Raw genomic sequence first — 24,474 nt, forward strand, 5'->3', positions numbered from 1 at the left:
TTGCATAAGCCAGCGCCAAGGATGCCCGCATGTCTCCCCGTATGTATCAATATCTCTGCCGCCCCTGGCGTCTGCTTGTGCGGGTTTTATTGCTATGTGCCGTTGCGAATGGCGCCTGGGCGGCGCAGGCCCTGCCGTTTACTTTGGTGCAGCCGATCGCCCAGCTGGCGCCCATGGCGTTGGCTCCGGCGGAGCAGCAGTGGCTGCAAAAGCATCAACAGACGCTGCGCATCGGCATGTCGATCAACGACAACGAACCTCTGGATATCGCCGTCGATCGCAACCGCTACCAGGGCGTGAGTGCCGACTACCTGAACCTGATACGCGCCCGGCTGGGTGTCACCCTGCAGATCCATGGGTTTACGCGCCGTGACGATGCCATCGAGGCGCTGCACCAGGGCGACATCGATGTACTCACCGCATCGAATAGTTACGAGCAGGGTTTTGCCGGTCTGGCATTTACCAGCCCTTATCTGTTCGATCGTCCTGTACTGGCCCGTCGCAGCGATGATATCCGCCAGAGCGGCGACGGTCTTGACGATCAACGCGTGGCAGTGGTGGAAGGTTATGCTTCGGTCGACGCGGTACAAAGGGCCTATCCGAGCAGCCGTGTGGTGGTCGCTCCCAGTTTAAGCAGTGCCTTGGAGGCGCTAAGGCAGGGCGCGGTCGACGCGGTGATCGGCAACGAAATTATCCTGCGCTCCTATATGGCGCTGCGGCCCTACGTGGAGTTGCGCATCACCGGTGACAGTCGTCTGTCGTCCAGCGGCTTTGCCTTTGCCATTCGTAACACTGATGCGCCGCTCACGGCGATGTTCGATCGAGCGCTGGGCAGTCTTCAGGGCGCTTTGCAGCGTGAAATTCTTGGCCGCTGGACTTCGGGGCTGGGTGCCGGAATCGCTCAGCGTCCGGTGCAACTCGATAGCGACGAGCAATCCTGGATTGCTGCTCACCCCAAGGTTCAGGTCGCGGCCACCGAATATGCCCCCTATCTGTACCGGGATCGTCAGGGTCGCTGGGTCGGGCTTAATGTCGATATTCTGGCGGCGCTGTCGCAGATGACCGGCCTGCAGTTCGAGTACGTCCATGCCAGTTCGATCGCCCAGAGCCTCGACCTGCTCAAGAGCGGCCGGGCGCAGATGAACACTACCCTCAGCGAGACCTCGGAACGCCGGTCTCTACTGGAGTTCACCCATTCATATGGTGGTCAGAGCTGGGTCTTCATCCTGCGCCGTGACGGCGTTGCGTTTGATTCCCTCGAGGAAATGGACGACCGAGTGCTGGCCCTGCCGGCGCAGCATGCACTGGAAGATTTCATTCGGCGCGAGTATCCGCAGATCCGCCTCAAGCAGGTGGCGACCATGGATCAGGCCCGAGATGCCGTCGCTCGTGGTCAGGCTGACGCCACCATCGACAGCGAAGTCGGCGCCTATCGGGCGGTCCAGCGCGAAAGCGATACCGGGCTGACGGTCGGGCGCAGTCTCGACGGCGCGTGGTCTCCGGACCGTTTTTCGGTCACGTTGGCCAATCCACAGCTGACGAGTATCCTCAACAAGGCGCTCGAAGCCTTCCCAGTGGCAGATTTGCGCGCCATTCGCCTCAAGTGGCTTGGGGCGGCCCTGCCCGAGGTGCCGGTGTGGCAACGCATTGCACCTTGGGTCTACTGGGGGGCTGCCGTTGCCGGCCTTATCGCCTTGATATCACTGCTTTGGAGCGGTCGCTTGCGGGTGCAGATTGCCCAGCGGCAGCGCGCCGAGGAAGCCCTCAGCGATCAGTTGGTCTTCCAGAAGGCGCTGCTCGATGGCATTCCCAATCCGATCTATGTGCGCGATCTGGAAGGGCGGCTGCTGTCATGCAACCGCAGTTACGAAGAATGCTTCGCGACGCGTTTCGAGCGCATCAAGGGATTGCAATTGCCCGAGGTTGGCTTGATCGGCGCCGAAGACGCGCAGCGCGTCCACGCCGACTATCTCAAACAGCTTGAAAACCCAAAGCCGGTATTCATCGATCGGCAAATAGAACTGGGGGGCAAACGGATCGATGCCTACCAGTGGACGGTGCCGTTCTATCGTGCAGATGGCCAGTTGCAAGGGTTGTTGGGCGGCTGGATCGATATCACCGAGCGCAAGCGCCTAGAGGTCGCGCTCACCGAGGCGAGGCAGGCGGCGGAAGACGCCAACCTGGCGAAAAGCTCTTTCCTTGCGACCATGAGCCACGACATTCGTACACCACTGTCGGCGATCATCGGTTTGCTGGAGCTTGAACGGGACACCAGCAGGGCGCGTGGGCAGACGCTCTCCCAGGGGCTGGAAGTCGCCTTTCGTTGCGCCTGCGAATTGCTGGAGCTGGTAGGCGACAGCCTTGACTTGTCGCGTATCGAGGCTGGCAGGCTGGAACTGCACCTGACCCCGGTTGCGCTATCGCCATTTTTTGCCGACATAGCGCGGTTGTTCGAGCCGGAAGCACGGCGCAAGGGGCTGGACCTCCAGGTGCAGATCGCACTGGGGCTGCAAGGTCAATACTGGATCGATGCACTGCGCCTGCGTCAGGTCATGCACAACCTGCTCGGCAATGCCCTGAAGTTCACCCACCGAGGGCGAGTGAGCCTGGTGGTCAACGCGCATCTGGAAGGGGCCCTACTGGCACTGGACATCAGGGTAGAGGACACCGGTATCGGTATCGACGCGGCCCAGCAGGCACAGCTGTTCGAGCCCTACGTTCAGGTCGGAGCCGATGCGGCGCAGCTTTATGGCGGGTCGGGGCTGGGGCTGAGCATCTGCCAACGGCTGATCGCCTTGATGGCCGGGCAGATGCAATTGCGCAGCACGCCCGGGCAGGGCACCTGCATCAGCCTCCAGTTACAGGTGCATCAGGTCGAGGTCATCAGCATCAAGGAGCCCCCTGAGCTCACGAGCGCCGTCAGCGCGGATCTGGTACCGCGAATGTTGCACGTGTTGATTGCCGATGACCTGTCTTCCAACCGCTTGGTGTTGAGCCGACAATTGGAGTACCTCGGCCATCAGGTCGAGGCAGTGGCTGGCGGGGAAGACGCCTTGATAGCCTGGCAGGACGGCGATTTCGATGTGTTGATCAGCGACTGCAACATGCCGGGTATCAGCGGTTACGAGTTGGCCACGCGGATCCGCGAGTTGGAGATCGAACAGGAGCTGGCGCCTACGCCCATCATCGGTTATACCGCCAACGTCATGAATGATGAGCGTCAGCGCTGTGAAGAGGCCGGGATGGACCTGTGGCTGCCCAAGCCACTGTCGCTCGATGCGCTGAGCCAGGCATTGACACAATTGACCCGCCCAAGACATTTCGATCCAGCGACCTTGCAGGCCTTGACCCACGCCAATGCTCAGTTGCTACAGCGGATGCTGAGCGAGCTCGACAGCAATCTCGAAGAGGAGCTCGAACGGCTGGATGATGCAGTCGAGGCTTTGGACTGGCCGGTGCTGGAAGGTGTGCTGCATCGGCTCAAAGGGGTATGTGCCATGATCGATGCCGGGCCGTTGGCCAGGGCTTGCGGCCAGTTCGGCAAAGGCTGCTCCGCTCGCCATGAGCAGCAGGTACGGCAGGACTGGCCAACGTTCAGGGCGGCCATCGAGGACTTGCAGGCCGATATCTTGCGAACTTTGCGGGGCATGGTCGCTGACGAATGACGTGAAGTGCACAGACCGCAGCGAACCGTCCTACGACGGTTTCAGATTCGTCCTATAGCTGCTCTTCGGCCGGATCTTTAGAGTGCCTGATATCGCGGCACTCGGCCGTATCGCTTCTGGAGGCTGGTCCATGCGCTCACTCAGAGTTCTGATCCTCGAAGACAACCCGTTTCAATTGATGGCGCTGCACCAGATGCTCAACGCCAGTGGTGTCTATGATGTACTGGTCGCCGCTACCGTGACCGATGCCTGTCGCTCCCTGGCGCGGCGCGGCAGCGTCGATCTGGTGATATGCGACCTTGATCCGGATCGTACCGGCAGTGGTCTCGATCTGATACGTCATCTGGCGGTCAGCCGTCAGGCCGAAGCCTTGATCATTCTCAGCAATGCCGATGAGGCCCTGCGCGAAGATGCAGCGCGGCTGGCGCGACAATCCGGATTATGGGTGCTGGCGGCACTGAGCAAACCGGCTTCGACCCGGACCTTGCACCTGTTGCTGGAGGTTTATCAGCAGAACACCCGCTCCTCGGCTCGCGCCTTGGCCGCCTTGTAACCTGGACTCAGCTCAGGCCCTGTTCCTGCAAATAGATAAACAGCGCCGCATCGTTGGTGACCCCCAGCTTGCGCATGGCACTGACTTTCTGTGCACTGACCGTTTGTTTGCTGCGGTGCAGGCGGCCGGCGATTTCACTCACCGACAGCCCTGAGGCCAATAATCGAGCAACTTCCAGCTCCTTGGCCGAGAGCTCCACGGTGTTCAGGCCTCCAGCCGTATCTGCGGTGTCACCGGTCTGCAGGGTCTGGGAGACCGATTGGGCAATGTATAATTTGCCTTGGCGTAAATGCTCGATTGCCGTCGGCAGTTCGCCGGCCAGGCTGCCTTTGCCCAGCAGCCCAAGGACTCCGAGCTTGAGCATTGAACGGAACAGCGCGGCGTTGTTGAGCATGGTCACCACCAGGATCGGCAACTGCGGCCAGCCCCGGCGTATGCTCTCCATCAAGCGCAAGCCGTCGTTCTGCTTGTCTACAGGCATCATGAAGTCGCTGATCAGCACGTCACACGGTGTCGTCTGCAGGCAAGCCAGAAGGCTCTGGGGGCCATCCGCTTCGGCAACCACTTTGATTGTAGGGTCTTGTTCCAGTACGGCACGCAAACCCAGGCGGAAGATCGGATGGTCGTCCGCCAGTACGATGCGCAGTGGCGAGTCGGGCGAAGTGCTCACGAGCGCGCCCCCTCGGAAAATTCATGAAACATCATATCCGGCATCCCTGCTTTCCCCCGCTTCGTCAGCCTGTCATGTGCACTGTGCAATGTGCTTGGAGGAAGCCGGACCGGATCGAACTTTTTTGATCGGTCGACAGTCATTGATAGGCAACCTTTATTCTTGACGAGTGAGTGGTGATCGTATTGGAAAATATCAGCTTGCTGTTGAATGAAGCCCTGAGCCCCTACCTGGTCAGCGTGGGGCCCGTCGATACACTTGGAAATCGCCGTATCGCAGTCAAGGACCAGCATGGACTACTAATGGCCGAACGCCTGGTCAATCGTAGCCAGCTTACCGACAATCGTACCGTGATCGATGTCGTCGATGGATTTCATCGCGATCTCCTGGTTGCCGAGGGTCGACTGCAGCCCTGTGTCATTGCTGCCCTGCAGCACGCCGCGCAATCGCGCCAGGTTTTTTCCGCCGGGATGTAGCGACGAGGCAGGCGGATGAGGAACCTTTCTAGCAGGCACTACTCGAATTTTGCAAGGGCAGGCCGTTGACATTGTGCTCCGGTGTCCTTGACCTGTCGTGCTGGTCCGCAAGGACCATGTTGACCCCGATCGGCTTCCCCACCGGTTGGGGTTTCTTTTGTCCGGGTTAAAAAGCAGCCTTGAAAGGTCTCAGCGCGACGGCATGGCCGCAGCAGTTTTGTCGCTGAAGAAGCTCTTGGCATCCTCCAGGTAATGGTCACGTGAGTCGTTGTCCAGCCAACTGGCATAAAACAGCGGGAGCATGTCCCGACGCAAGGTTTCAAGGACAGGATTGATGCGGCTGATGGCCTGTTGGCCGTCGGCGTTGTCGCTGCAGCCGACATGATTGAACTGGTATTTCTCTACGCCCTTGATCGCAAGGAAGCTGAACTCATCGGCGCCCATGCCTTGCTGCCTGGCCACATAGCGCGCCTCGATCAAGTAGCCGATCAGCGCCTGCAGACGGCCGCGCTGTTCCATCTGCATCAAGCTGCTGACCGCATCGTTACCATAGTGGGGCGATAACATGTCCGCTGGCGCGTGTTTCAATATTTGATCGATAAATGGCCCATAGCTGCGCTCGGCGACCCTACCGACTTTCAATTTGCCACTCTGCAGCAAGGCATCGAGATCGACTTCGCCGTTTTCCATGAAGGGTGCGAACTGCGGTCGATCGGCCGAACGAATGATCAGGCCATTGCTGTATGTGACCACGCTAGGGATGGAGAAAGCGATGAACGTGGCGCGTTCGGGGCTCCACAGCAGGGTCGGATCGCACCGCAAGCCGGGCTCGTGGAGCATTTGCATGGCCCGCGCGCGGTTGACCCGTTGAATCACGTGATCGTATTGAGGCAGGCGCTGGATAAGCAGGGCGAGGGTTCTGTCCACCGCGCCCTGATTGCGTTGCGCGCCTTCAAAAATGGTCAGCGGAGGCAGTTCGCGCAGCAGCCACACCAGGGTTTCCTTGGCTTGAACCTGGGGTATGAAGGCCATGTTCAAACCAATGGCCAGGCAAGCGCCAAGACATGCTTTCATCGGAACCAGAGGCCACCACCGAATCCATGGGCTGATGCGTAAAGCCATTGCGCGGGAGACTCCTGCATGCCAGTTGATGCCTTCGGCGCAGTTGTAGCATAGCCGTGGCGTCGGCGTAACCGTTTGTCCGGGTTTCGTGCAAACGCGTGCCATCAGTTAGACTGGGCGACTTTTTCCGTTTCCAGAAGCGTCCTCATGGCCCAGCCGTCCACGACCTACAAGTTCGAACTGAATCTTACCGACCTCGATCGCAACGTCTACGAGAGCGTCAAGCAGACCATCGCCCGCCATCCCTCTGAAACCGAGGAGCGCATGGCCGTGCGTTTGCTGGCCTACGCCTTGTGGTACAACGAACAGCTGTCGTTTGGCCGTGGCCTGTCGGACGTCGACGAGCCGGCGCTGTGGGAAAAAAGCCTGGATGATCGGGTCCTGCACTGGATCGAAGTCGGCCAGCCGGATGCCGATCGCCTGACGTGGTGCTCGCGCCGTACAGAGCGCACCAGTCTGCTGGCCTATGGCAGCCTGCGCGTCTGGGAAGGCAAGGTCATCCCGGCGATCAAGAACCTGAAAAACGTCAATATCGCTGCGGTCCCTCAAGACGTTCTCGAAATCCTGGCCAAGGACATGCCCCGGGTGATCAAGTGGGACGTGATGATCGATGAAGGCACGGTGTTCGTGACCGATGACCGCGGCCAGCACGAAGTGCAATTGCAATGGCTGCAAGGCGAGCGCGGCTGACCCATGCGTATCGAACCCCGTCCGCTGCCCGCTACCCTGCCATTTCTCGGTGATCTGCCACCCTTGTTGACGCGGTTGTACGCGGCCCGAGGTGTCAGTAGCGAGGCCGAGCTGGACAAGAGCCTGGCGCGGTTGATTCCGTTCCAGCAACTCAAAGGGATCGATGCCGCGGTGGCCCTGTTGGTCACCGCGCTGGAGCAGCGTCAGCGCATCCTGATCGTCGGCGATTTCGACGCCGACGGTGCCACCGCCAGCACGGTCGGTGTGCTGGGGTTGCGTCTGTTAGGCGCTGCCCACGTCGATTACCTGGTGCCGAGCCGCTTCAAGTTCGGCTACGGCTTGACCCCCGAGATCGTTGCCGTGGCGCTGGAGCGCGAGCCGCAGTTGCTGGTGACGGTCGATAACGGCATTTCCAGTATCGAGGGCGTGGCGGCGGCCAAGGCGGCGGGCCTGCAAGTACTGGTCACCGATCACCATTTGCCGGGTACCGAATTGCCCGCCGCCGACGCGATCGTCAATCCCAACCAGCCCGGCTGTGAGTTCCCCAGCAAGGCACTGGCCGGTGTTGGCGTGATGTTCTATGTGCTGATGGCGCTGCGGGCACGTCTGCGCGAGTTGGGCTGGTATGCCAGCACGCCGCAGCCGAATATCGGCGAACTGCTCGACCTGGTGGCCTTGGGCAGCGTTGCCGACGTGGTGCCGCTGGACGCCAACAATCGCATTCTCGTGCATCAGGGCCTGGAGCGCATCCGTGCCGGCCGCGCCCGTCCGGGTATCAAGGCGATTCTGGAAGTGGCCAAGCGCGATGCCGCCCGCATCACCTCCACCGACCTGGGTTTTATCATCGGCCCGCGGCTCAACGCGGCTGGACGCCTGGACGACATGAGCCTGGGGATCGAATGCCTGCTCAGTCGCGATCCGGCCAGCGCCCGGGAGATGGCCGAAGAACTGGACGGCATGAACCAGGATCGTAAAAACATCGAGCAAGGCATGCAGCGTGAAGCCTTGGCGCAGCTCAAGGAACTGCCGCTGGAGTCGATGCCGTTCGGCCTGTGCCTGTTCGACGCCGACTGGCACCAAGGGGTGATCGGGATTCTCGCTTCACGCCTCAAGGAGCGTTACCACCGCCCGACCATCGCCTTTGCCGATGCGGGGGAGGGGCTGCTCAAGGGCTCGGCGCGTTCGGTGCCGGGTTTCCATATTCGCGATGCGCTCGAAGCGGTCAATGCTCGCCATCCGGGCTTGATGAGCAAGTTCGGTGGGCACGCCATGGCGGCAGGCCTGACCCTGACCGAGGCCAATTTTGCGGTCTTTGCCGAGGCCTTCGACACGGAGGTCCGCCGTCAGCTGCACGCTGAGGACCTGACCGGCCGGCTGCTGTCGGACGGCGCGCTGGCGGTCGAGGAGTTTCACCTCGAACTGGCCCGTGCGCTGCGCCATGCCGGGCCTTGGGGCCAGCATTTCCCCGAGCCGCTGTTCCATGGTGTGTTTCAGCTGGCCGAGCAGCGGGTAGTGGGCGAGCGTCATCTCAAGGTCGTGCTCAAGAGTGAGTGCGGCACGGTCAAGCTCGATGGCATTGCCTTTGGCGTCGACCGTGAGGTATGGCCCGACCCGACCGTGCGCTGGGTGGAACTGGCCTACAAACTCGACGTCAACGAGTACCGCGGGCAAGAAACCGTGCAGTTGATGATCGCCCACATAGAGCCTCGCTAGGAACCTGCAAGCGCCGGTGGTTGTCGACTGATCTCTAGAGACTGCCGCACGGCGGGTGCTATGTTGCACGCCCGACTGCGGTCCAGTTTCTCAGCCGTACGATAATCACAGAGGTGGCCCATGAGCCTGCTGCTCCAACCCTTTACTTTGCGTCAGTTGACGCTGCGAAACCGCATCGTGGTCTCGCCGATGTGCCAATACTCGGCTGCCGATGGCTTGGCCAACGACTGGCATCTGGTGCACCTGGGCAGTCGCGCGGTCGGCGGCGCGGGCGTGGTGTTTACCGAGGCGGTCGCGGTCACCGAAGACGGACGCATCACCCCCGAGGACCTTGGTCTGTGGCACGACGGGCAGATCGAACCGCTGCAACGTATCACTCGCTTCATTACTGCCCAAGGTGCAGTGCCGGCCATTCAGCTGGCCCATGCCGGGCGCAAGGCCAGTACCTGGCGGCCATGGCTGGGCAAAAGTGGCAGCATCCCCGTCGGCGACGGCGGCTGGCAGCCGGTAGGGCCATCGAAAATCGCCTTCGACCCTAAGCACACCGCGCCCACCGAGCTCGATGAAACGCAGATCAAGCACATCATCCAGACCTTCGTCGACGCGGCGAAACGTTCCTTGACGGCTGGTTTCAAGATCGCCGAGTTGCACGCCGCCCACGGCTACCTGTTGCACCAGTTCCTCTCGCCGTTAAGCAATCAGCGCCGCGATCAGTACGGCGGCTCGTTCGACAACCGGATTCGTTTCGTTCTGGAAGTGACCAAGGCGGTACGTGAAGTCTGGCCAGAGGAACTGCCCCTTTTCGTGCGGGTATCGGCCACTGACTGGGTCGAAGACGGCTGGAATCCGGATGAAACCGTCGAGCTGGCACGGCGCTTGAAGCAATTGGGCGTCGACCTGATAGACGTGTCGTCGGGTGGTACCGCCAGCAGCGCCGAGATCCCGACCGGGCCCGGCTATCAGACGCGCTTCGCCGAGCGTGTGCGTCAGGAGTCGGAGCTGGCCACCGGGACGGTGGGGATGATTACCGATCCGGCGCAGGCCGAGCATATCCTGCGTACCGGTCAGGCGGATCTGATTTTCCTGGCGCGCGAATTGTTGCGCGACCCTTACTGGCCGCTGCACGCCGATGATGATCTGGGCGGCCGAGTGGCCACCTGGCCGGCGCAATACCAGCGCGCCACGCACCGGGATCAGCCGATCCACGAGTCCGATCTGCGCGACTAGGCACCGCATGGTGCCCACCTCCTGTGGGAGCGGGCTCTGCCCGCCAAGCCTTCAAGGCCTCGCGGGCATAGCCGCTCTCACAGGGGGCCTGCTTCAGTAGGTGTACTTGCGCTTGTCCGCCGCCGGCGGGAAGTACTGGTATAACCACGTCTCGCTCAACGTGCGGTCGGCCGTCTTGATGAACATGCGCATGTTCACCGGGTCGACCTTGTCGTTGGTCGGGTACCAATCGAACAGCACGCGGTAGCCCTTGATGTCTGGCAGCCAGAGGATCTGGAAGTCCTTGACCTCGCCATTGGACACCGTCACCACAGGCTCGATGTGAGTGCCATCCGCAAGTTTCTCCAGGCCGCCGCCCGCGAAGTCCACCGCGAAGCGTCGTGCCCACACGTCCGGATAGTGCTCGCCCGGCGCCCAGCCTTCGGTAAACCCACCCATGCCCGTACGCGTCGCGGCCACTTGCGCCAGCGGAGTGCTGACCGGTGGTAGCGCGCTCCAGTACAGCTTGTAGCCATAGTTGAGGGATTCACCGGCCTTGACCGGGTCCTTGGGCGTCCAGAACGCCACGATGTTGTCCAGCGTCTCGCCGGTGGTCGGCAGTTCCATCAGGTCGATGGAGCCTTCACCCCAAGGCGTCGTCGGTTCGACCCAAAGGCTCGGCCGCTCGTGGTACCCGTCGACGGTGTCCTGGTAGCTGGCGAAATTATGGTCGGTCTGCACTAGGCCGAAGCCCTTGGGATCCTTGTCGACGAAGGTGTTGAACTGGATATGCTCAGGGTTGTTCAGCGGCCGACAGATCCACTCACCGTTGCCGCGCCACATGGCCAGGCGGTCGGAGTCGTGGATCTGCGGGTGAATGGTGTCGCACATGCGGCGCTCGCTGGTACCGCAGCTGAACATGGTGGTCATCGGCGCGATGCCCAGTTGCTTGATGTCCTTGCGGGCATTGATGTGGGCGTCGATGGCCATCACCACCTGCTTGGCCTGGCAGTCGATATCGAAGCGATAGGCGCCGGTGGCGCTCGGCGATTCGAGCAGGGCATAGACCACGAAACGGGTGCCATCCTTGCTCGGAGCCTCGAACCAGAACTTGGTGAAGTCGGGGAATTCTTCCGGGCCGCCGGCATAGGTGTCGATGGCCAGGCCGCGCGCCGACAGACCGTACTGACCCGTGGCATCCACTGCGCGGAAGTAACTGGCGCCGAGGAACGAGAGGATATCGTGGTGATCGATTTCCGGTGCCTTGAACAAGCGAAAACCGGCAAAGCCCAGGTCACCCTTGAGCTGCTGGGTGTCGATCTTGGAGTCGGCATAGTTGAACAGCTCGGGGCGGAAATGCACTTCGCGCGCCTGCTGGCTGGCGGTGTCGACGCTGTACATGCGTACCGGGGTCTTGAAACCCATGCCGACGTGGAAGAACTGCACATCCAGTTGACCGTGCAGGTCGTACCACAGCGAGTGCTTGGCGTCGTACTTGATGGCGTTGAATTGCAGCGGGTTCATGTTGGCCAAGGTGGCAGGCAAGACCTGCTTGCGATCCACGAAGCCTTTGCCGGCCAGGTCCTTGGCGTGGGCCTTGAGCCCGTCGAAGCTGAACTTTTCCAGCTCACCATCGGCTGTGGCGGCCATGGCCTGGGCAGCGAACAGCCCGGCAGAAGACAGACCGGTGTAAGCCGCAATGGCCATCGAGGCTTTCAGAAGGTTCCGGCGGTGCATAGATAACCCTGTACAGAAGGAGTCCCAGCCGCTCCGTGCGGCATGAAAGGGATGCAAATGGCGTTCGGATATCCGTGGGTCCGAGTGTGACAAGACCCTAAAGAGATACCTGATATGGGGTGTGGTTCGCCAGAGGGCTGATTATTTTTTAACAAAGGATGTCTGGCGAGTGCCTCTAATTGATGAAGCGCGGCAACATTCGGAAGCATTTCTCCTGAAGCGGGGCGACAACGCTCGCCGTAATCTCCCTGAACCCGTTTCGCCAACCCCTAGTGGAGATTGCCCGATGAATACCCGTGGATTGCTCGATCAGTTGCTCAAATCCGGCCAGCAGATGCTGCAAAACAAGTCCGCCGGTTCCGCCTCCCACAAAGGCGCACCGGGCCTGGGGGATCTGACCGGCTTGCTGTCGGGCGCGGGCGGCGGCGCACTGGCTGCCGGGGCCATCGGCCTGTTGATGGGCAGCAAGAAGGCGCGCAACGTCGGCGGCAAGGTCATCACCTATGGCGGGCTGGCCGCGCTCGGGGTGGTGGCCTACAAGGCCTACAGCAACTGGCAGGCCAACCAGCCCGGCCAGACGGCAACCCCGCCGCAGACCATCGATCAGGTGCCGGCGCAGCAAGCCGAGGTGCACAGCCAGGCGATCCTCAAGGCGCTGGTGGCTGCCGCCAAGGCTGACGGTCACGTCGATGACCGTGAGCGCGCCTTGATCGAGGGCGAGTTCGTCAAACTCGACGCCGATCAGGAGTTCCAGCAATGGTTGCATCTGGAGCTGAACAAACCGTTGGACCCTGCCGAAGTCGCCCGGGCGGCGCAAACGCCGGAAATCGCCGCTGAGATGTATCTGGCCAGCATGATGATGGTCGACGAGGAGCACTTCATGGAGAAAGCCTACCTGGATGAACTCGCCCGTCAGCTCAAGCTCGATCCGGCATTGCGCGTGGAGCTGGAATCTCAGGTGCGCCAGCTGTAAGCGCCTGAAACCGGGGCCTGCCGAGCGACGAACAGCCCGCCGATACTGGCATTTTGGTAATAAATCTTGCTGGTAATACCCCCGCAGATGGCGGAAAGTACACATATGGTTGCAATATGCAGGGCTGTGCTCTGCCGTTTTCGCTGGCAGGCGAATGTATTCGAGGGGTAATCGTGAAGAACTGGACCTTGCGCCACCGCATTTTGGCGAGTTTTGCCGTCATCATCGCCATCATGTTGTTGATGATCGTCGCCTCCTACACCCGTCTGCAGAAGATCGAAGACAGCTCCGACGACGTGCGCACCGACAGCATGCCCGGGGTCTACTACAGCTCGATGATCCGTAGCGCCTTCGTCGACAGCTATGTCTACACCCAGCAGCTGATCGGCTTGAGCAGCCAGCGCGAGCTGATCAGCTCCGACGAGGAGCAGTACAAAGGGTTCGACGCACGCCTCACCGAGCAGATCGCCAAGTATGAAGGCACCATCCATGACGAGGCCGATCGGGCTGCCTTCAGCGAATTCAAACGCCTCAATACCGTCTACCACGACGTCCTCGAGCGTACCCTCGAAGCCTATCGGCAGAAGCACTTCATGGAGGCTCAGGACCTGGCTCAGACCGACTTGTCGCCAGCCTGGTTTGCAGGTCGCAAGGCGTTGAACGCGGTCATCGAACTCAACAGCAAGGCAGCCGAGAGTGCTACCCAGCAAATCGCCAATGCCGTGACGTCGGCCAAGGTCACCATGGGCGCGGCCTTGCTGGTCGCCGTGATCGCAGCGGGTATTTGCGGCTTTCTGCTGATGCGTACCATCATGGCGCCGATGGAAAAGCTCCTGCGTATTCTTGAGGTCATGCGCACCGGTGACCTCAGCACGCGTTTGCAGCTGGATCGCAAGGACGAGTTCGGCGATCTGGAAATCGGCTTCAATGACATGATGACCAACCTGACGTCCCTGGTTTCCCAGGCTCAGCGCTCTTCGGTGCAGGTCACCACCTCGGTCACCGAGATCGCTGCGACCTCCAAGCAGCAGCAAGCCACCGCGACCGAGACCGCCGCCACGACCACTGAAATCGGCGCCACATCGCGGGAAATCGCCGCGACTTCTCGCGATCTGGTGCGCACCATGACCGAGGTCGCCTCGGCGGCAGACCAGGCCTCCCTGCTGGCCGGCTCCGGTCAGCAAGGCCTGACGCGCATGGAAGAAACCATGCATCAGGTCATGGGCGCCGCTGAACTGGTCAACAACAAGCTGGCCGTGCTCAACGAAAAAGCCGGCAACATCAATCAGGTCGTGGTCACCATCGTCAAGGTCGCCGACCAGACCAACCTGCTGTCGCTCAATGCTGCCATCGAGGCCGAAAAGGCCGGAGAATATGGCCGTGGTTTCGCCGTGGTTGCGACCGAAGTGCGGCGTCTTGCCGACCAGACGGCGGTGGCCACCTACGATATCGAACAGATGGTCCGCGAAATCCAGTCCGCCGTGTCGGCAGGGGTGATGGGCATGGACAAGTTTTCCGAGGAAGTGCGTCGGGGCATGTACGAGGTCACCCAGGTGGGTGATCAACTGAACCAGATCATTCATCAGGTGCAGGCGCTGGCGCCGCGGGTGCTGATGGTCAACGAGGGCATGCAGGCTCAGGCCACCGGTGCCGAACAGATCAACCATGCGCTGGCGCAGCTGAGCGATGCCAGCAGCCAGACCGTCGAATCCCTGCGCCAGGCCAGTTTCGCCATCGACGAGCTCAGCCAGGTAGCGACCGGGTTGCGCGGTGGCGTGTCGCGATTCAAAGTCTGATGACCCAGGTGTCCACCTCGGTACGCGCCGCGGCGCCTGCCACCAGCAAGCTGTTTCTGGTCTTTCAGGTAGGCGGGCAACGCTTCGCCCTGGCGGCGGTAGAGGTGGCGCAGATCCTGCCGTTGTTGCCCCTCAAGCCGATCCCGCGCGCGCCCGGCTGGGTGGCGGGGATCTTCGCTCACCGCGGGCAGGTGGTGCCGGTCATCGATATCGGCGCCTTGACCTTCGATCGACCGGCCGTGGCGCGCACCAGCACGCGCCTTGTGCTGGTGCATTACCGCGGGCAGCCGCAACAGCCTGACGCCTTGCTTGGGCTGATTCTGGAGCAGGCCACCGATACCCTGCGTTGCGATCCGGCCGAGTTCCAGCCCTATGGCCTGGACAATCCGGCGGCGCCGTATCTGGGGCCGGTTCGAGAGGATGCGCTGGGGCTGCTGCAATGGGTCGGGGTCCAGGACCTGCTCGACGATCAGGCGCGCACGATGCTGTATGCGCCGAGCCTGGCTGTCAGCCTGCACGAGGATAGCCTTCGATGAATGCTGACGAGCGCTTCTTCAAATACCTGTTCGAGCGCATCGGTCTGGACGTGGCTTCAGTGGGCTCGGCGATGATCGAAAGGGTCGTGGAGCAACGCTGCGCCAGCGCCGGCAGCGCGAATCTGGACGCCTATTGGGACCTGCTGCAGCATTCGGCCGCCGAGCAGCAGGCTTTGATCGAGGCGGTGATCGTCCCGGAAACCTGGTTCTTCCGTTATCCCGAATCCTTCGGCGCATTGGCAGGGCTGGCGAAAAAACGTCTGCTGGAGCTCAAATCGTCACGCCCGCTGCGTTTTCTCAGCTTGCCCTGTTCGACCGGCGAGGAGCCTTACTCCATCGCCATGAGCTTGCTTGACGCGGGTATCTGCCCCCAGCAGTTCAAGGTCGACGGTATCGACGTCAGCCCCGCCTCGGTCGTTCGTGCCCAGCGCGCGCACTATGGACGCAACTCCTTTCGCGGCGCGGACTTGAGTTACCGCGAGCGATATTTCACGGCGGTGGGCGAGGGCTATCAGCTCAATGCGCAGGTGTGCGAGCAGGTTCGCTTGCAATCCGGCAATGTGCTCGACCCCAGGTTGCTCGCCAGCGAAGCGCCCTACGATTTTGTGTTTTGCCGCAATCTGTTGATCTACTTCGACGTGCCCACCCAGCAGCGCGTGTTTGACGTGTTGAAGAAGCTGACCCGCGAAGACGGCGCGCTGTTCATCGGCCCTGCCGAAGGCAGCTTGCTGGCGAGCATGGGCATGCGCCCGATCGGTATTCCTCAGTCGTTCGCCTTTGTACGCGACCATCAGGTGCCTGCGCCGACGCCGATACCTGCACCGATCACCGCTGCCAGTCGCCCGCCAGCCGCTGTGCCGGTGCGCATTGCACCTCCCGTGGCAGCGCGAGCGATGTTGGCGCGGACGCCGCGTGACGCTGGCCAGCCGGTTCGATCCGTCGGCATACCGGCAGTCTCGGCGAGAGACAGCGACGCGGCGATATTGCTGGCACGCATTGCTACGCTCGCCAATGAAGGCAACACCGCCCAGGCCCGCGATACCTGCCAGCAATACTTGCGCGAACATGCGCCCAGCGCCCAGGTGTTCTATTGGCTCGGGTTGCTCAGCGATGTCGCCGGTAATTCGATGGAGGCGCAGGGTTTCTATCGCAAGGCGTTGTATCTGGACCCTCAGCACCCCGAGGCGCTGGCGCATCTGGCCATGCTGCTGGCTGCGCTTGGTGACGCCGTGGGCGCCCGGCGCCTGCAAGAGCGCGCTGCGCGCAGTGAGCGTAAATCATGATCGAGCGCCAAGTGATGGACGTCATCGTCGACGATCAGCCGATCGACGACTGCTGGAACCGCATCGGCGTGCGGGGCGACAAATCCTGCCCGCTATTGGCCGAGCATATTCATTGCCGCAACTGCGCGGTATACGCCGCGGCGGCGGTGCGCCTGCTGGATCGCTACAGCCTTGGCCAGCAGGACATCGCGGCGCTGCAGTACAGTGAATTGCGTGGCAAGGTCGAAAACCGCTCGTTGCTGGTCTTCCGGCTCGCCGACGAGTGGCTGGCGCTGGCCACTCGCTGCCTGGTCGAGGTCGCGCCGTTGCAACCGGTGCACTCCTTGCCGCACCAGCGCTCGCGCGCTTTGCTGGGCGTCGCCAACGTGCGCGGCGCGCTGGTGGCCTGCCTGTCGCTGGGCGAACTGCTGGGCGTCGACCCCGATACCGTAGTTGCCAGCACTGCGCGCGTGACGCCGCGGATGTTGATTCTGGCGGCGGAAAACGGCTCGGTGGTGGTGCCGGTGGACGAAGTCGATGCGATCCACCGCATCGATCTGTCGGATATTCAAGCCGGCGAAACGCCCAGCGCGGTCGCTGGCGCGCGCTTCACCCGAGCGGTAATGCAATTCAAGGGGCGCAGTTTGCGAGTACTGGATGACGAATTGCTGATGTCGGCTGTGACCCGGAGCCTGACATGACCCCCGATCAAATGCGCGATGCCTCGCTGCTCGAACTCTTCAGTCTGGAGGCCGAAGCCCAGACGCAGGTGCTCAGCGCCGGCCTGCTGGAACTGGAACGCAACCCCACCCAGGCCGATCAACTGGAAGCCTGCATGCGCGCGGCGCATTCGCTCAAAGGCGCGGCGCGGATCGTTGGCGTCGATGCCGGGGTCAGCGTCGCTCACGTCATGGAGGATTGCCTGGTCAGCGCCCAGGAAGGGCGCCTGCGTTTGCAGCCCGAACACATCGATGCGCTGCTACAAGGCACCGACCTGCTGATGCGCATCGCTACGCCGGGCGACAGCTCCAGCGGGCCGCAGGTGATTGCCGCCTATGTGGCGCGGCTGGCCCAGGTGCTGGATCCGGCCTCGACACCATTGCCCTCTCGGCAAGCCTCGGATCCGGCGTTGGACGCTGCCGCGCTATCGGCGGCGGCCCACGCCCTGTTGGCGTCTGCGTCGGCGGACCTCGACGACGCGGCCATCGGCGAGTCGCCCCTGGAGCCGCTGGAGTCTGCCGAGCAGAGCCTGGGCATGCAGGCCGCTACGCCTGCGCTCAGAGGCAAGCGTGTGCCCGAAGGCGGCGAACGGGTATTGCGGGTAACCGCCGAGCGCCTCAACAGCTTGCTCGATCTGTCGAGCAAGGCGCTGGTCGAGACCCAGCGGCTCAAGCCTTACCTTGCCACCATGCAGCGCCTCAAAAGAATGCAAAGCCAGAGCCTGCGTGCCCTGGACGGCCTCAAGGAGCAACTCGACGCCACATCGCCGAGCGCAGACATTCGCGAGGCGCTGGCTCAGGTGCAAGACCTGTTGGGGGAAACCCAGCAGATGCTGTTACAGCAGACCGCCGAGCTCGACGAGTTCGGCTGGCATGCCGGTCAGCGCGCGCAATTGCTGTACGACACGGCCCTGGCCTGCCGCATGCGGCCCTTTGCCGATGTGCTGGCGGGGCAGGCACGTATGGTCCGCGATCTGGGCCGGTCGCTGGGCAAGCAAGTACGCCTGGACATCGAAGGCGAAAAGACCCAGGTCGATCGTGATGTCCTGGAAAAGCTCGAAGCGCCCTTGACCCACTTGCTGCGCAACGCCGTGGATCACGGTATCGAAAGCCCCGAGCAGCGCTTGCTCGCCGGCAAGCCCGCCGAAGGCGTGGTGCGCTTGCGCGCGTCGCACCAGGCTGGGTTGCTGGTGCTTGAGCTCAGTGACGATGGCGCCGGTGTCGACCTGGATCGCCTGCGCACCAATATCGTCGCCCGTCAGCTCTCGCCTGCGCACACTGCCGAGCAGATGAGCGAGGAGGAGCTGCTCTCGTTCCTGTTCCTGCCCGGTTTCAGCATGCGCGACAAGGTCACCGAGGTGTCCGGCCGTGGCGTCGGCCTGGATGCGGTGCAACATGGCATTCGCCAGTTGCGCGGCGCCATCGAGCTGTATCAGAGCGCCGGGCAGGGCAGCCGCTTTCAGCTTGAGGTACCGCTGACCCTGTCGGTGGTGCGCAGTCTGGTGGTCGAAGTCGGCGCCGAGGCCTACGCGTTTCCCTTGGCCCATATCGAGCACACCCTCGACCTGCTCACCGAACAGATCGTCCAGCTCGAAGGGCGTCAGCATTTCTGGTACGAAGGCCGCCATATCGGTCTCGTGGCTGCTACCCAATTGCTGCAACGCCCGGCGGGGCAAGTCACCCAGGACAGCCTCAAGGTTGTGGTGATCCGCGAGCGCGATGCCATCTACGGGGTAGCGGTCGAGCGCTTCATCGGCGAGCGCACTCTGGTAGTGATGCCGCTGGATGTGCGCCTGGGCAAGGTTCAGGATATCTCTGCGGGCGCACTGCTCGATGACGGCTCGGTGGTACTGATCGTCGACGTCGAAGACATGGTGCGCTCAGTGGAAAAACTGCTGACCACTGGTCGCCTCGAGCGCATCGATCGTCGCCAGAACCACGCGGTCGAACAGACTCGCAAACGCGTGCTGGTAGTCGACGACTCGCTCACCGTGCGCGAATTGCAACGCAAGCTGTTGACCAATCGCGGCTACGAAGTGGCGGTCGCGGTGGACGGCATGGACGGCTGGAACGCGCTGCGCAGTGAGGATTTCGATTTGCTGATCACCGACATCGACATGCCCCGCATGGACGGCATCGAGCTGGTGACCTTGCTGCGCCGCGACAGCCGGTTGCAGTCGCTGCCGGTCATGGTGGTGTCGTACAAGGACCGCGAAGAAGATCGACGCCGTGGACTGGACGCCGGAGCGGACTATTATCTGGCCAAAGCCAGTTTCCATGATGATGCGTTACTCGACGCGGTAGTGGAGCTGATTGGGGGGGCACAGGGATGAAGATCGCTATCGTCAACGACATGCCCATGGCTGTCGAGGCACTGCGCCGCGCGCTGGCGTTCGAGCCGGCCCATCAGGTGGTCTGGGTGGCGACCAATGGCCAGGAAGCCGTGGAACATTGCGCCGAACTGACCCCCGACCTGATTCTCATGGACCTGATCATGCCGGTGATGGACGGCGTCGAAGCCACGCGTCAGATCATGGCCAAAACTCCCTGCGCAATCGTCATCGTCACCGTCGATCGCGAGCAGAACGTGCACCGGGTGTTCGAAGCCATGGGCCATGGCGCACTGGATGTGGTCGATACGCCTGCGGTCGGTGGCAGTCATCCGCAAGAAGCGGCGGCGCCCCTGTTGCGCAAGATCCTCAATATCGGCTGGCTGATCGGCCCGCGTGGTCGGGTTGAAAAAACCATCGAGGCGCCGCTGCGCCAAGCCTCGCAGCGCCAAGGGCTGGTGGCCATCGGGTCGTCGGCGGGCGGTCCGGCCGCGCTGGAGATCCTCCTCAAGGCACTCCCGGAAAACTTTCCGGCGGCTATCGTGCTGGTGCAGCACGTCGATCAGGTATTTGCCGCCGGCATGGCCGATTGGCTGAGCAGCGAGTCGCGCCTGCCGGTGCGCCTGGCCCGCGAAGGCGAACCACCGCAGCCTGGCACGGTGCTGCTGGCTGGCACCAATCACCATATTCGCTTACAGAAAAATGGAACTTTGGCCTACACTGCCGAGCCGGTGAACGAAATTTATCGTCCTTCTATCGATGTTTTCTTTGAAAGTGTGGCACGCTTCTGGAATGGCGATACGGTGGGGGTACTGTTGACAGGTATGGGGCGCGACGGCGCTCAGGGTCTGAAAATGATGCGTCAGCAAGGCTGGCTGACCATCGCGCAGGATCAGCAAAGCAGTGCCGTTTACGGCATGCCCAAGGCGGCAGCGGCGATCGATGCGGCTGTCGAGATTCATCCCCTGGAGCGGATCGCGCCACGACTTACGGATATTTTTTTTCGATGATTACACGTCTCCCGCCTCGCCGGCATGAAGGCAGTTACCAGGTGAAAGCGCATGATTGATCTGCAGATCGAAGATTTCAAATCGTCCGACGAGAACAAAGCCATGGTGCTGCTGGTCGACGACCAGGCCATGATCGGCGAAGCCATCCGCCGCAGCCTGGCGAATGAAGCCAACATCGACTTCCATTTCTGTGCCGACCCGCGCGAGGCCATTGCCCAGGCGGTGCGCATCAAGCCGACGGTGATCCTCCAGGACCTGATCATGCCGGGCCTCGACGGCCTGACGCTGGTACGTGACTATCGCAATCACCCCTCGACCCAGGACATCCCGATCATCGTCCTGTCGACCAAAGAGGACGCGCTGATCAAGAGCGCGGCCTTCGCGGCGGGGGCCAACGATTATCTGGTCAAGTTGCCGGACACCATCGAGCTGGTCGCGCGTATCCGCTATCACTCGCGCTCCTACCTGACGTTGTTGCAGCGTGACGAAGCCTATCGGGCGTTGCGAGTCAGCCAGCAGCAGTTGCTCGATACCAACCTGGTGCTGCAACGGCTGATGAACTCCGATGGCCTGACCGGCCTGTCCAACCGTCGGCATTTCGATGAGTACCTGGAACTGGAGTGGCGTCGCGCCATGCGCGACCAGACGCAGCTGTCGCTGTTGATGATCGATGTCGACTTCTTCAAGTCATATAACGACAATTTCGGTCACCTTGAGGGCGATGAAGCCCTGCGCAAGGTGGCCGATGCTATCCGCGAGGCCTCCAGCCGTTCCAGCGATCTGCCGGCGCGTTACGGTGGCGAAGAGTTCGCGCTGGTATTGCCCAACACCTCCCCGGGCGGCGCGCGATTGGTAGCGGAAAAACTGCGCCAGAGCATCGCTGCCTTGAAGATCGCGCACAATGCACCGGTCGAGGATTCGTTCCTCACGGTCAGCATCGGTCTGTCGACCATGACCCCGGCGCAGAGCACCAGCTGCCGGCTGTTGATCTCGGCGGCAGACAAGGGCCTTTATCTGGCCAAGCACAACGGGCGCAATCAGGTCGGGATCGAATAGCGGCCTCGGCGGCTATCATTCCTCGCCCGGCGATGCTGCCCTAAAGCCCGGAGTGCGTTATACTCTCCGGCTTTTGAAACGCTACGCACGAGTGCTGCCCGCCATGGAAATCAACCCGATCCTTAACAGCATCAAGGACCTGTCCGAGCGCTCCGAAACCATTCGGGGGTATCTTTGACTACGATCAAAAGCATGAGCGTCTGACCGAAGTCAATCGCGAGCTTGAAGATCCGAGTGTCTGGAACAACCCTGCCTACGCCCAGGAACTGGGGCGCGAGCGCTCCCTGCTGGCGCAGATCGTAGACACCCTCGATGAGATGCATTCAGGCCTGGCCGACGCCAAGGACCTGCTGCAGATGGCTGCCGAGGAAGAAGACGAAAGCGCCGTCGCTGACGTCAGCGAAGAAGTCGAGCGCCTGCGCGAGTCGCTGGAAAAGCTCGAATTCCGCCGCATGTTCAGCGGCGAGATGGACGCCAACAACGCCTACCTGGACATCCAGGCCGGCTCTGGCGGTACCGAAGCGCAAGACTGGGCCAACATTCTGCTGCGCATGTACCTGCGCTGGGCCGACAAACGCGGCTTCGACACCACCATCATGGAGCTGTCGGCCGGTGAAGTCGCCGGTATCAAGGGCGCCACCTTGCATATCAAGGGCGAGTACGCCTTTGGCTGGCTGCGCACCGAGATCGGCGTGCATCGCCTGGTACGCAAGAGCCCGTTCGACTCCGGCAACCGTCGCCATACCTCGTTCTCGGCCGTGTTCGTGTCGCCGGAAATCGATGACAACATCGAAATCGACATCAACCCGTCGGACCTGCGCATCGATACCTACCGCTCCTCGGGTGCCGGTGGTCAGCACGTCAACACCACCGACTCGGCCGTACGTATCACCCACGTACCGACCAACACCGTGGTCAGCTGCCAGAACGAACGCTCCCAGCACGCCAACAAGGACACCGCCATGAAAATGCTGCGGGCGCGCCTTTACGAGCAGGAAGTGCAAAAACGCAACGCCGCCTCCCAGGCCCTCGAAGACACCAAGTCGGACATCGGCTGGGGACATCAGATCCGCTCGTACGTCCTCGACGCGTCGCGCATCAAGGATCTGCGTACCAGTATCGAACGCAGTGACTGCGACAAGGTGCTCGATGGCGACATCGACGAATACCTGATCGCCAGCCTCAAGCAAGGGCTGTAACACCTCTTCGCGCTTCGGCGCGAACAGGGCTGGCCCGCGATCCCTGCCGCAAGGCAGGGGCAACAACCCCGTGATGGAAATTCTAAAGACATGAGCGACCAACAACTCGACCCGCAAGCCCTGCAACAGGAAGAAAACTCCCTGATCGCCCTGCGCAAGGAAAAGCTTGCTGCCGAGCGCGCCAAGGGCCAGGCCTTCCCCAACGACTTCCGCCGTGACCGCTATGCAGCCGACCTGCAAAAGCAGTACGCCGACAAGACCAAGGAAGAGCTGGAAGCAGCGGCCATCCCGGTCAAGGTGGCAGGTCGTATCATGCTCAACCGTGGCTCGTTCATGGTGATCCAGGACATGACCGGGCGCATTCAGGTGTACGTCAACCGCAAGACCCTGCCGGAAGAGACCCTGGCCTCGGTCAAGACCTGGGACATGGGTGACATCATTGCTGCCGAAGGCACCCTGGCGCGTTCCGGCAAGGGCGACCTGTACGTCGAAATGACCACCGTGCGCCTGCTGACCAAGTCGCTGCGCCCGCTGCCCGACAAGCACCACGGCCTGTCCGACACCGAACAACGCTACCGCCAGCGCTACGTCGACCTGATCGTCAACGAAGACGTGCGCCAGACGTTCCGCGTGCGTTCGCAGGTGATCGCCCACACCCGCGCCTTCCTGATGAAGCGTGACTTCCTGGAAGTCGAAACGCCGATGCTGCAAACCATCCCCGGCGGTGCTGCGGCCAAGCCGTTCGAGACTCACCACAACGCGCTCGACATGGGCATGTACCTGCGCATCGCGCCGGAGCTGTACCTCAAGCGCCTGGTTGTCGGTGGCTTCGAGAAGGTCTTCGAGATCAACCGCAACTTCCGTAACGAAGGCGTCTCGACGCGGCACAACCCCGAATTCACCATGTTGGAGTTCTACCAGGCTTACGCCGATTACGAAGACAACATGGACCTGACCGAAGAGCTGTTCCGTGAACTGGCGCAGCTGGTGCTCGGAACGACCGACGTGCCTTACGGCGACAAGGTGTTCCACTTCGGCGAGCCGTTCGTGCGCCTGTCGGTGTTCGATTCGATCCTCAAGTACAACCCCGAGCTGACCGCCGATGATCTCAACGACATCGACAAGGCCCGCGCCATCGCCAAGAAAGCCGGCGCCAAGGTGCTCGGTTTCGAAGGCCTGGGCAAGCTGCAGGTGATGATTTTCGAAGAGCTGGTCGAGCATAAGCTGGAGCAGCCGCATTTCATCACCCAGTACCCGTTCGAAGTGTCGCCGCTGGCACGTCGCAACGATGACAACCCGAACGTCACCGACCGTTTCGAGCTGTTCATCGGCGGCCGTGAAATCGCCAACGCCTACTCCGAGCTGAACGATGCCGAGGACCAGGCCGAGCGCTTCATGGCTCAGGTGGCGGACAAGGACGCCGGTGACGACGAAGCCATGCACTACGACGCCGACTTCGTCCGCGCTCTGGAGTACGGCATGCCGCCGACGGCTGGTGAAGGCATCGGTATCGATCGCCTGGTGATGTTGCTGACCAACTCACCATCGATCCGTGATGTGATCCTGTTCCCGCACATGCGCCCGCAAGCCTGATGCAGTGAATAAAAAGCCGCCTCGCAAGGGCGGTTTTTTTATGCAACACACACCGGCCCCTTCGCCGCCGAACGCGCAACCTTGCTCCCACAGGTGTACGCCGCTGCATCTGTGAACATTGTGCGAGCAAGGCTTGGTCGCGAAGAGGCCGGTGCTGACACCGTAAAA

19 protein-coding genes are annotated in these 24,474 nt (G+C 61.9%); 16 read left to right on the forward strand and 3 right to left on the reverse strand.

Annotation, left to right across the window (positions count from 1 at the left end):
- Positions 1-29 precede the first annotated feature (29 nt).
- On the forward strand, positions 30-3,665 hold the full coding sequence (locus REH34_RS21040; RefSeq protein WP_311969056.1) for a transporter substrate-binding domain-containing protein: 3,636 nt from the start codon (positions 30-32) through the stop codon (positions 3,663-3,665).
- A gap of 130 nt (positions 3,666-3,795) precedes the next feature.
- Positions 3,796-4,218, forward strand: a complete 423-nt coding sequence (locus REH34_RS21045; RefSeq protein WP_226503194.1) for a response regulator — start codon at positions 3,796-3,798, stop codon at positions 4,216-4,218.
- 7 nt (positions 4,219-4,225) lie between these two features.
- Here REH34_RS21045 and REH34_RS21050 read toward each other — a convergent pair whose 3' ends face one another.
- A complete protein-coding gene (locus REH34_RS21050) occupies positions 4,226-4,888 on the reverse strand; it encodes a response regulator (protein WP_226503195.1) in 663 nt (220 codons plus the stop codon).
- Positions 4,889-5,073: 185 nt separating this feature from the next.
- Between REH34_RS21050 and REH34_RS21055 the strand changes: the two genes are divergently transcribed.
- Positions 5,074-5,364 (forward strand): DUF3509 domain-containing protein, encoded by a 291-nt coding sequence (locus REH34_RS21055; protein WP_311972128.1) that lies wholly within the window; start codon positions 5,074-5,076, stop codon positions 5,362-5,364.
- Between the two features lie 189 nt (positions 5,365-5,553).
- Here REH34_RS21055 and REH34_RS21060 read toward each other — a convergent pair whose 3' ends face one another.
- Positions 5,554-6,396: a TIGR02285 family protein gene (locus REH34_RS21060; protein ID WP_311969057.1), complete on the reverse strand. Its 843-nt coding sequence runs from the start codon at positions 6,394-6,396 to the stop codon at positions 5,554-5,556.
- A 237-nt stretch (positions 6,397-6,633) separates the two neighbouring features.
- Between REH34_RS21060 and REH34_RS21065 the strand changes: the two genes are divergently transcribed.
- The 3 genes from REH34_RS21065 (at position 6,634) to REH34_RS21075 (ending at position 10,116) form a co-directional block, all read left to right on the forward strand.
- On the forward strand, positions 6,634-7,176 hold the full coding sequence (locus REH34_RS21065) for a YaeQ family protein (RefSeq protein WP_311969058.1): 543 nt from the start codon (positions 6,634-6,636) through the stop codon (positions 7,174-7,176).
- Between the two features lie 3 nt (positions 7,177-7,179).
- Positions 7,180-8,889, forward strand: coding sequence for a single-stranded-DNA-specific exonuclease RecJ (gene recJ, locus REH34_RS21070; protein WP_311969059.1), 1,710 nt, complete (start codon positions 7,180-7,182; stop codon positions 8,887-8,889).
- A 120-nt stretch (positions 8,890-9,009) separates the two neighbouring features.
- A complete protein-coding gene (locus tag REH34_RS21075) occupies positions 9,010-10,116 on the forward strand; it encodes an NADH:flavin oxidoreductase/NADH oxidase (RefSeq protein ID WP_311969060.1) in 1,107 nt (368 codons plus the stop codon).
- Between the two features lie 93 nt (positions 10,117-10,209).
- On the opposite strand, the gene REH34_RS21080 is transcribed toward REH34_RS21075, so the two are convergent.
- Positions 10,210-11,832 (reverse strand): glucan biosynthesis protein D, encoded by a 1,623-nt coding sequence (locus REH34_RS21080; RefSeq protein ID WP_226503200.1) that lies wholly within the window; start codon positions 11,830-11,832, stop codon positions 10,210-10,212.
- A 286-nt stretch (positions 11,833-12,118) separates the two neighbouring features.
- On the opposite strand from REH34_RS21080, the gene REH34_RS21085 reads away from it, so the two are divergent.
- The 10 genes from REH34_RS21085 to lysS all read left to right on the forward strand — a co-directional run bounded on the left by REH34_RS21085 (position 12,119) and on the right by lysS (position 24,306).
- Complete coding sequence (locus REH34_RS21085) at positions 12,119-12,805, forward strand: DUF533 domain-containing protein (RefSeq protein WP_311969061.1); 687 nt, start codon at positions 12,119-12,121, stop codon at positions 12,803-12,805.
- 233 nt (positions 12,806-13,038) lie between these two features.
- On the forward strand, positions 13,039-14,601 hold the full coding sequence (locus tag REH34_RS21090) for a methyl-accepting chemotaxis protein (RefSeq protein ID WP_409373344.1): 1,563 nt from the start codon (positions 13,039-13,041) through the stop codon (positions 14,599-14,601).
- On the forward strand, positions 14,601-15,137 hold the full coding sequence (locus tag REH34_RS21095; protein WP_311969063.1) for a chemotaxis protein CheW: 537 nt from the start codon (positions 14,601-14,603) through the stop codon (positions 15,135-15,137). The genes REH34_RS21090 and REH34_RS21095 overlap by 1 nt, the downstream gene beginning before the upstream one ends.
- Entirely contained in the window at positions 15,134-16,420 is a 1,287-nt protein-coding gene (locus tag REH34_RS21100; protein ID WP_311969064.1) for a CheR family methyltransferase, read from the forward strand. Before REH34_RS21095 ends, REH34_RS21100 begins: the two co-directional genes overlap by 4 nt.
- Complete coding sequence (locus REH34_RS21105) at positions 16,417-17,100, forward strand: chemotaxis protein CheW (RefSeq protein ID WP_226503205.1); 684 nt, start codon at positions 16,417-16,419, stop codon at positions 17,098-17,100. The genes REH34_RS21100 and REH34_RS21105 overlap by 4 nt, the downstream gene beginning before the upstream one ends.
- Positions 17,097-19,451: a hybrid sensor histidine kinase/response regulator gene (locus REH34_RS21110; RefSeq protein ID WP_311969065.1), complete on the forward strand. Its 2,355-nt coding sequence runs from the start codon at positions 17,097-17,099 to the stop codon at positions 19,449-19,451. The genes REH34_RS21105 and REH34_RS21110 overlap by 4 nt, the downstream gene beginning before the upstream one ends.
- Positions 19,448-20,458, forward strand: a complete 1,011-nt coding sequence (locus REH34_RS21115; RefSeq protein ID WP_226503207.1) for a chemotaxis response regulator protein-glutamate methylesterase — start codon at positions 19,448-19,450, stop codon at positions 20,456-20,458. Before REH34_RS21110 ends, REH34_RS21115 begins: the two co-directional genes overlap by 4 nt.
- Before the next feature lie 51 nt (positions 20,459-20,509).
- On the forward strand, positions 20,510-21,514 hold the full coding sequence (locus tag REH34_RS21120) for a diguanylate cyclase (RefSeq protein ID WP_226503208.1): 1,005 nt from the start codon (positions 20,510-20,512) through the stop codon (positions 21,512-21,514).
- Between the two features lie 103 nt (positions 21,515-21,617).
- Positions 21,618-22,713 (forward strand): peptide chain release factor 2 gene (prfB, locus tag REH34_RS21125; RefSeq protein ID WP_226503209.1). Its coding sequence is split into 2 segments (ribosomal slippage): positions 21,618-21,689 and positions 21,691-22,713, totalling 1,095 coding nucleotides; the frame shifts between segments, so codons are not numbered across the junction.
- 90 nt (positions 22,714-22,803) lie between these two features.
- Complete coding sequence (gene lysS / locus REH34_RS21130; RefSeq protein WP_311969066.1) at positions 22,804-24,306, forward strand: lysine--tRNA ligase; 1,503 nt, start codon at positions 22,804-22,806, stop codon at positions 24,304-24,306.
- The last annotated feature ends 168 nt before the right edge of the window (positions 24,307-24,474 follow it).

It is taken from the genome of Pseudomonas baltica (assembly GCF_031880315.1).
Taxonomy (GTDB): Bacteria; Pseudomonadota; Gammaproteobacteria; order Pseudomonadales; family Pseudomonadaceae; genus Aquipseudomonas.

Bases quoted from the DNA above. Each gene is read 5' to 3' on its own strand.
- REH34_RS21040 (WP_311969056.1), top strand. From the start codon at position 30: ATGTCTCCCCGTATGTATCAATATCTCTGCCGCCCCTGGCGTCTGCTT.
- REH34_RS21045 (WP_226503194.1), top strand. From the start codon at position 3,796: ATGCGCTCACTCAGAGTTCTGATCCTCGAAGACAACCCGTTTCAATTG.
- REH34_RS21060 (WP_311969057.1), bottom strand. From the start codon at position 6,396: ATGGCCTTCATACCCCAGGTTCAAGCCAAGGAAACCCTGGTGTGGCTG.
- REH34_RS21065 (WP_311969058.1), top strand. From the start codon at position 6,634: ATGGCCCAGCCGTCCACGACCTACAAGTTCGAACTGAATCTTACCGAC.
- recJ (WP_311969059.1), top strand. From the start codon at position 7,180: ATGCGTATCGAACCCCGTCCGCTGCCCGCTACCCTGCCATTTCTCGGT.
- REH34_RS21075 (WP_311969060.1), top strand. From the start codon at position 9,010: ATGAGCCTGCTGCTCCAACCCTTTACTTTGCGTCAGTTGACGCTGCGA.
- REH34_RS21080 (WP_226503200.1), bottom strand. From the start codon at position 11,832: ATGCACCGCCGGAACCTTCTGAAAGCCTCGATGGCCATTGCGGCTTAC.
- REH34_RS21085 (WP_311969061.1), top strand. From the start codon at position 12,119: ATGAATACCCGTGGATTGCTCGATCAGTTGCTCAAATCCGGCCAGCAG.
- REH34_RS21090 (WP_409373344.1), top strand. From the start codon at position 13,039: ATGTTGTTGATGATCGTCGCCTCCTACACCCGTCTGCAGAAGATCGAA.
- REH34_RS21095 (WP_311969063.1), top strand. From the start codon at position 14,601: ATGACCCAGGTGTCCACCTCGGTACGCGCCGCGGCGCCTGCCACCAGC.
- REH34_RS21100 (WP_311969064.1), top strand. From the start codon at position 15,134: ATGAATGCTGACGAGCGCTTCTTCAAATACCTGTTCGAGCGCATCGGT.
- REH34_RS21105 (WP_226503205.1), top strand. From the start codon at position 16,417: ATGATCGAGCGCCAAGTGATGGACGTCATCGTCGACGATCAGCCGATC.
- REH34_RS21110 (WP_311969065.1), top strand. From the start codon at position 17,097: ATGACCCCCGATCAAATGCGCGATGCCTCGCTGCTCGAACTCTTCAGT.
- REH34_RS21115 (WP_226503207.1), top strand. From the start codon at position 19,448: ATGAAGATCGCTATCGTCAACGACATGCCCATGGCTGTCGAGGCACTG.
- REH34_RS21120 (WP_226503208.1), top strand. From the start codon at position 20,510: ATGATTGATCTGCAGATCGAAGATTTCAAATCGTCCGACGAGAACAAA.
- lysS (WP_311969066.1), top strand. From the start codon at position 22,804: ATGAGCGACCAACAACTCGACCCGCAAGCCCTGCAACAGGAAGAAAAC.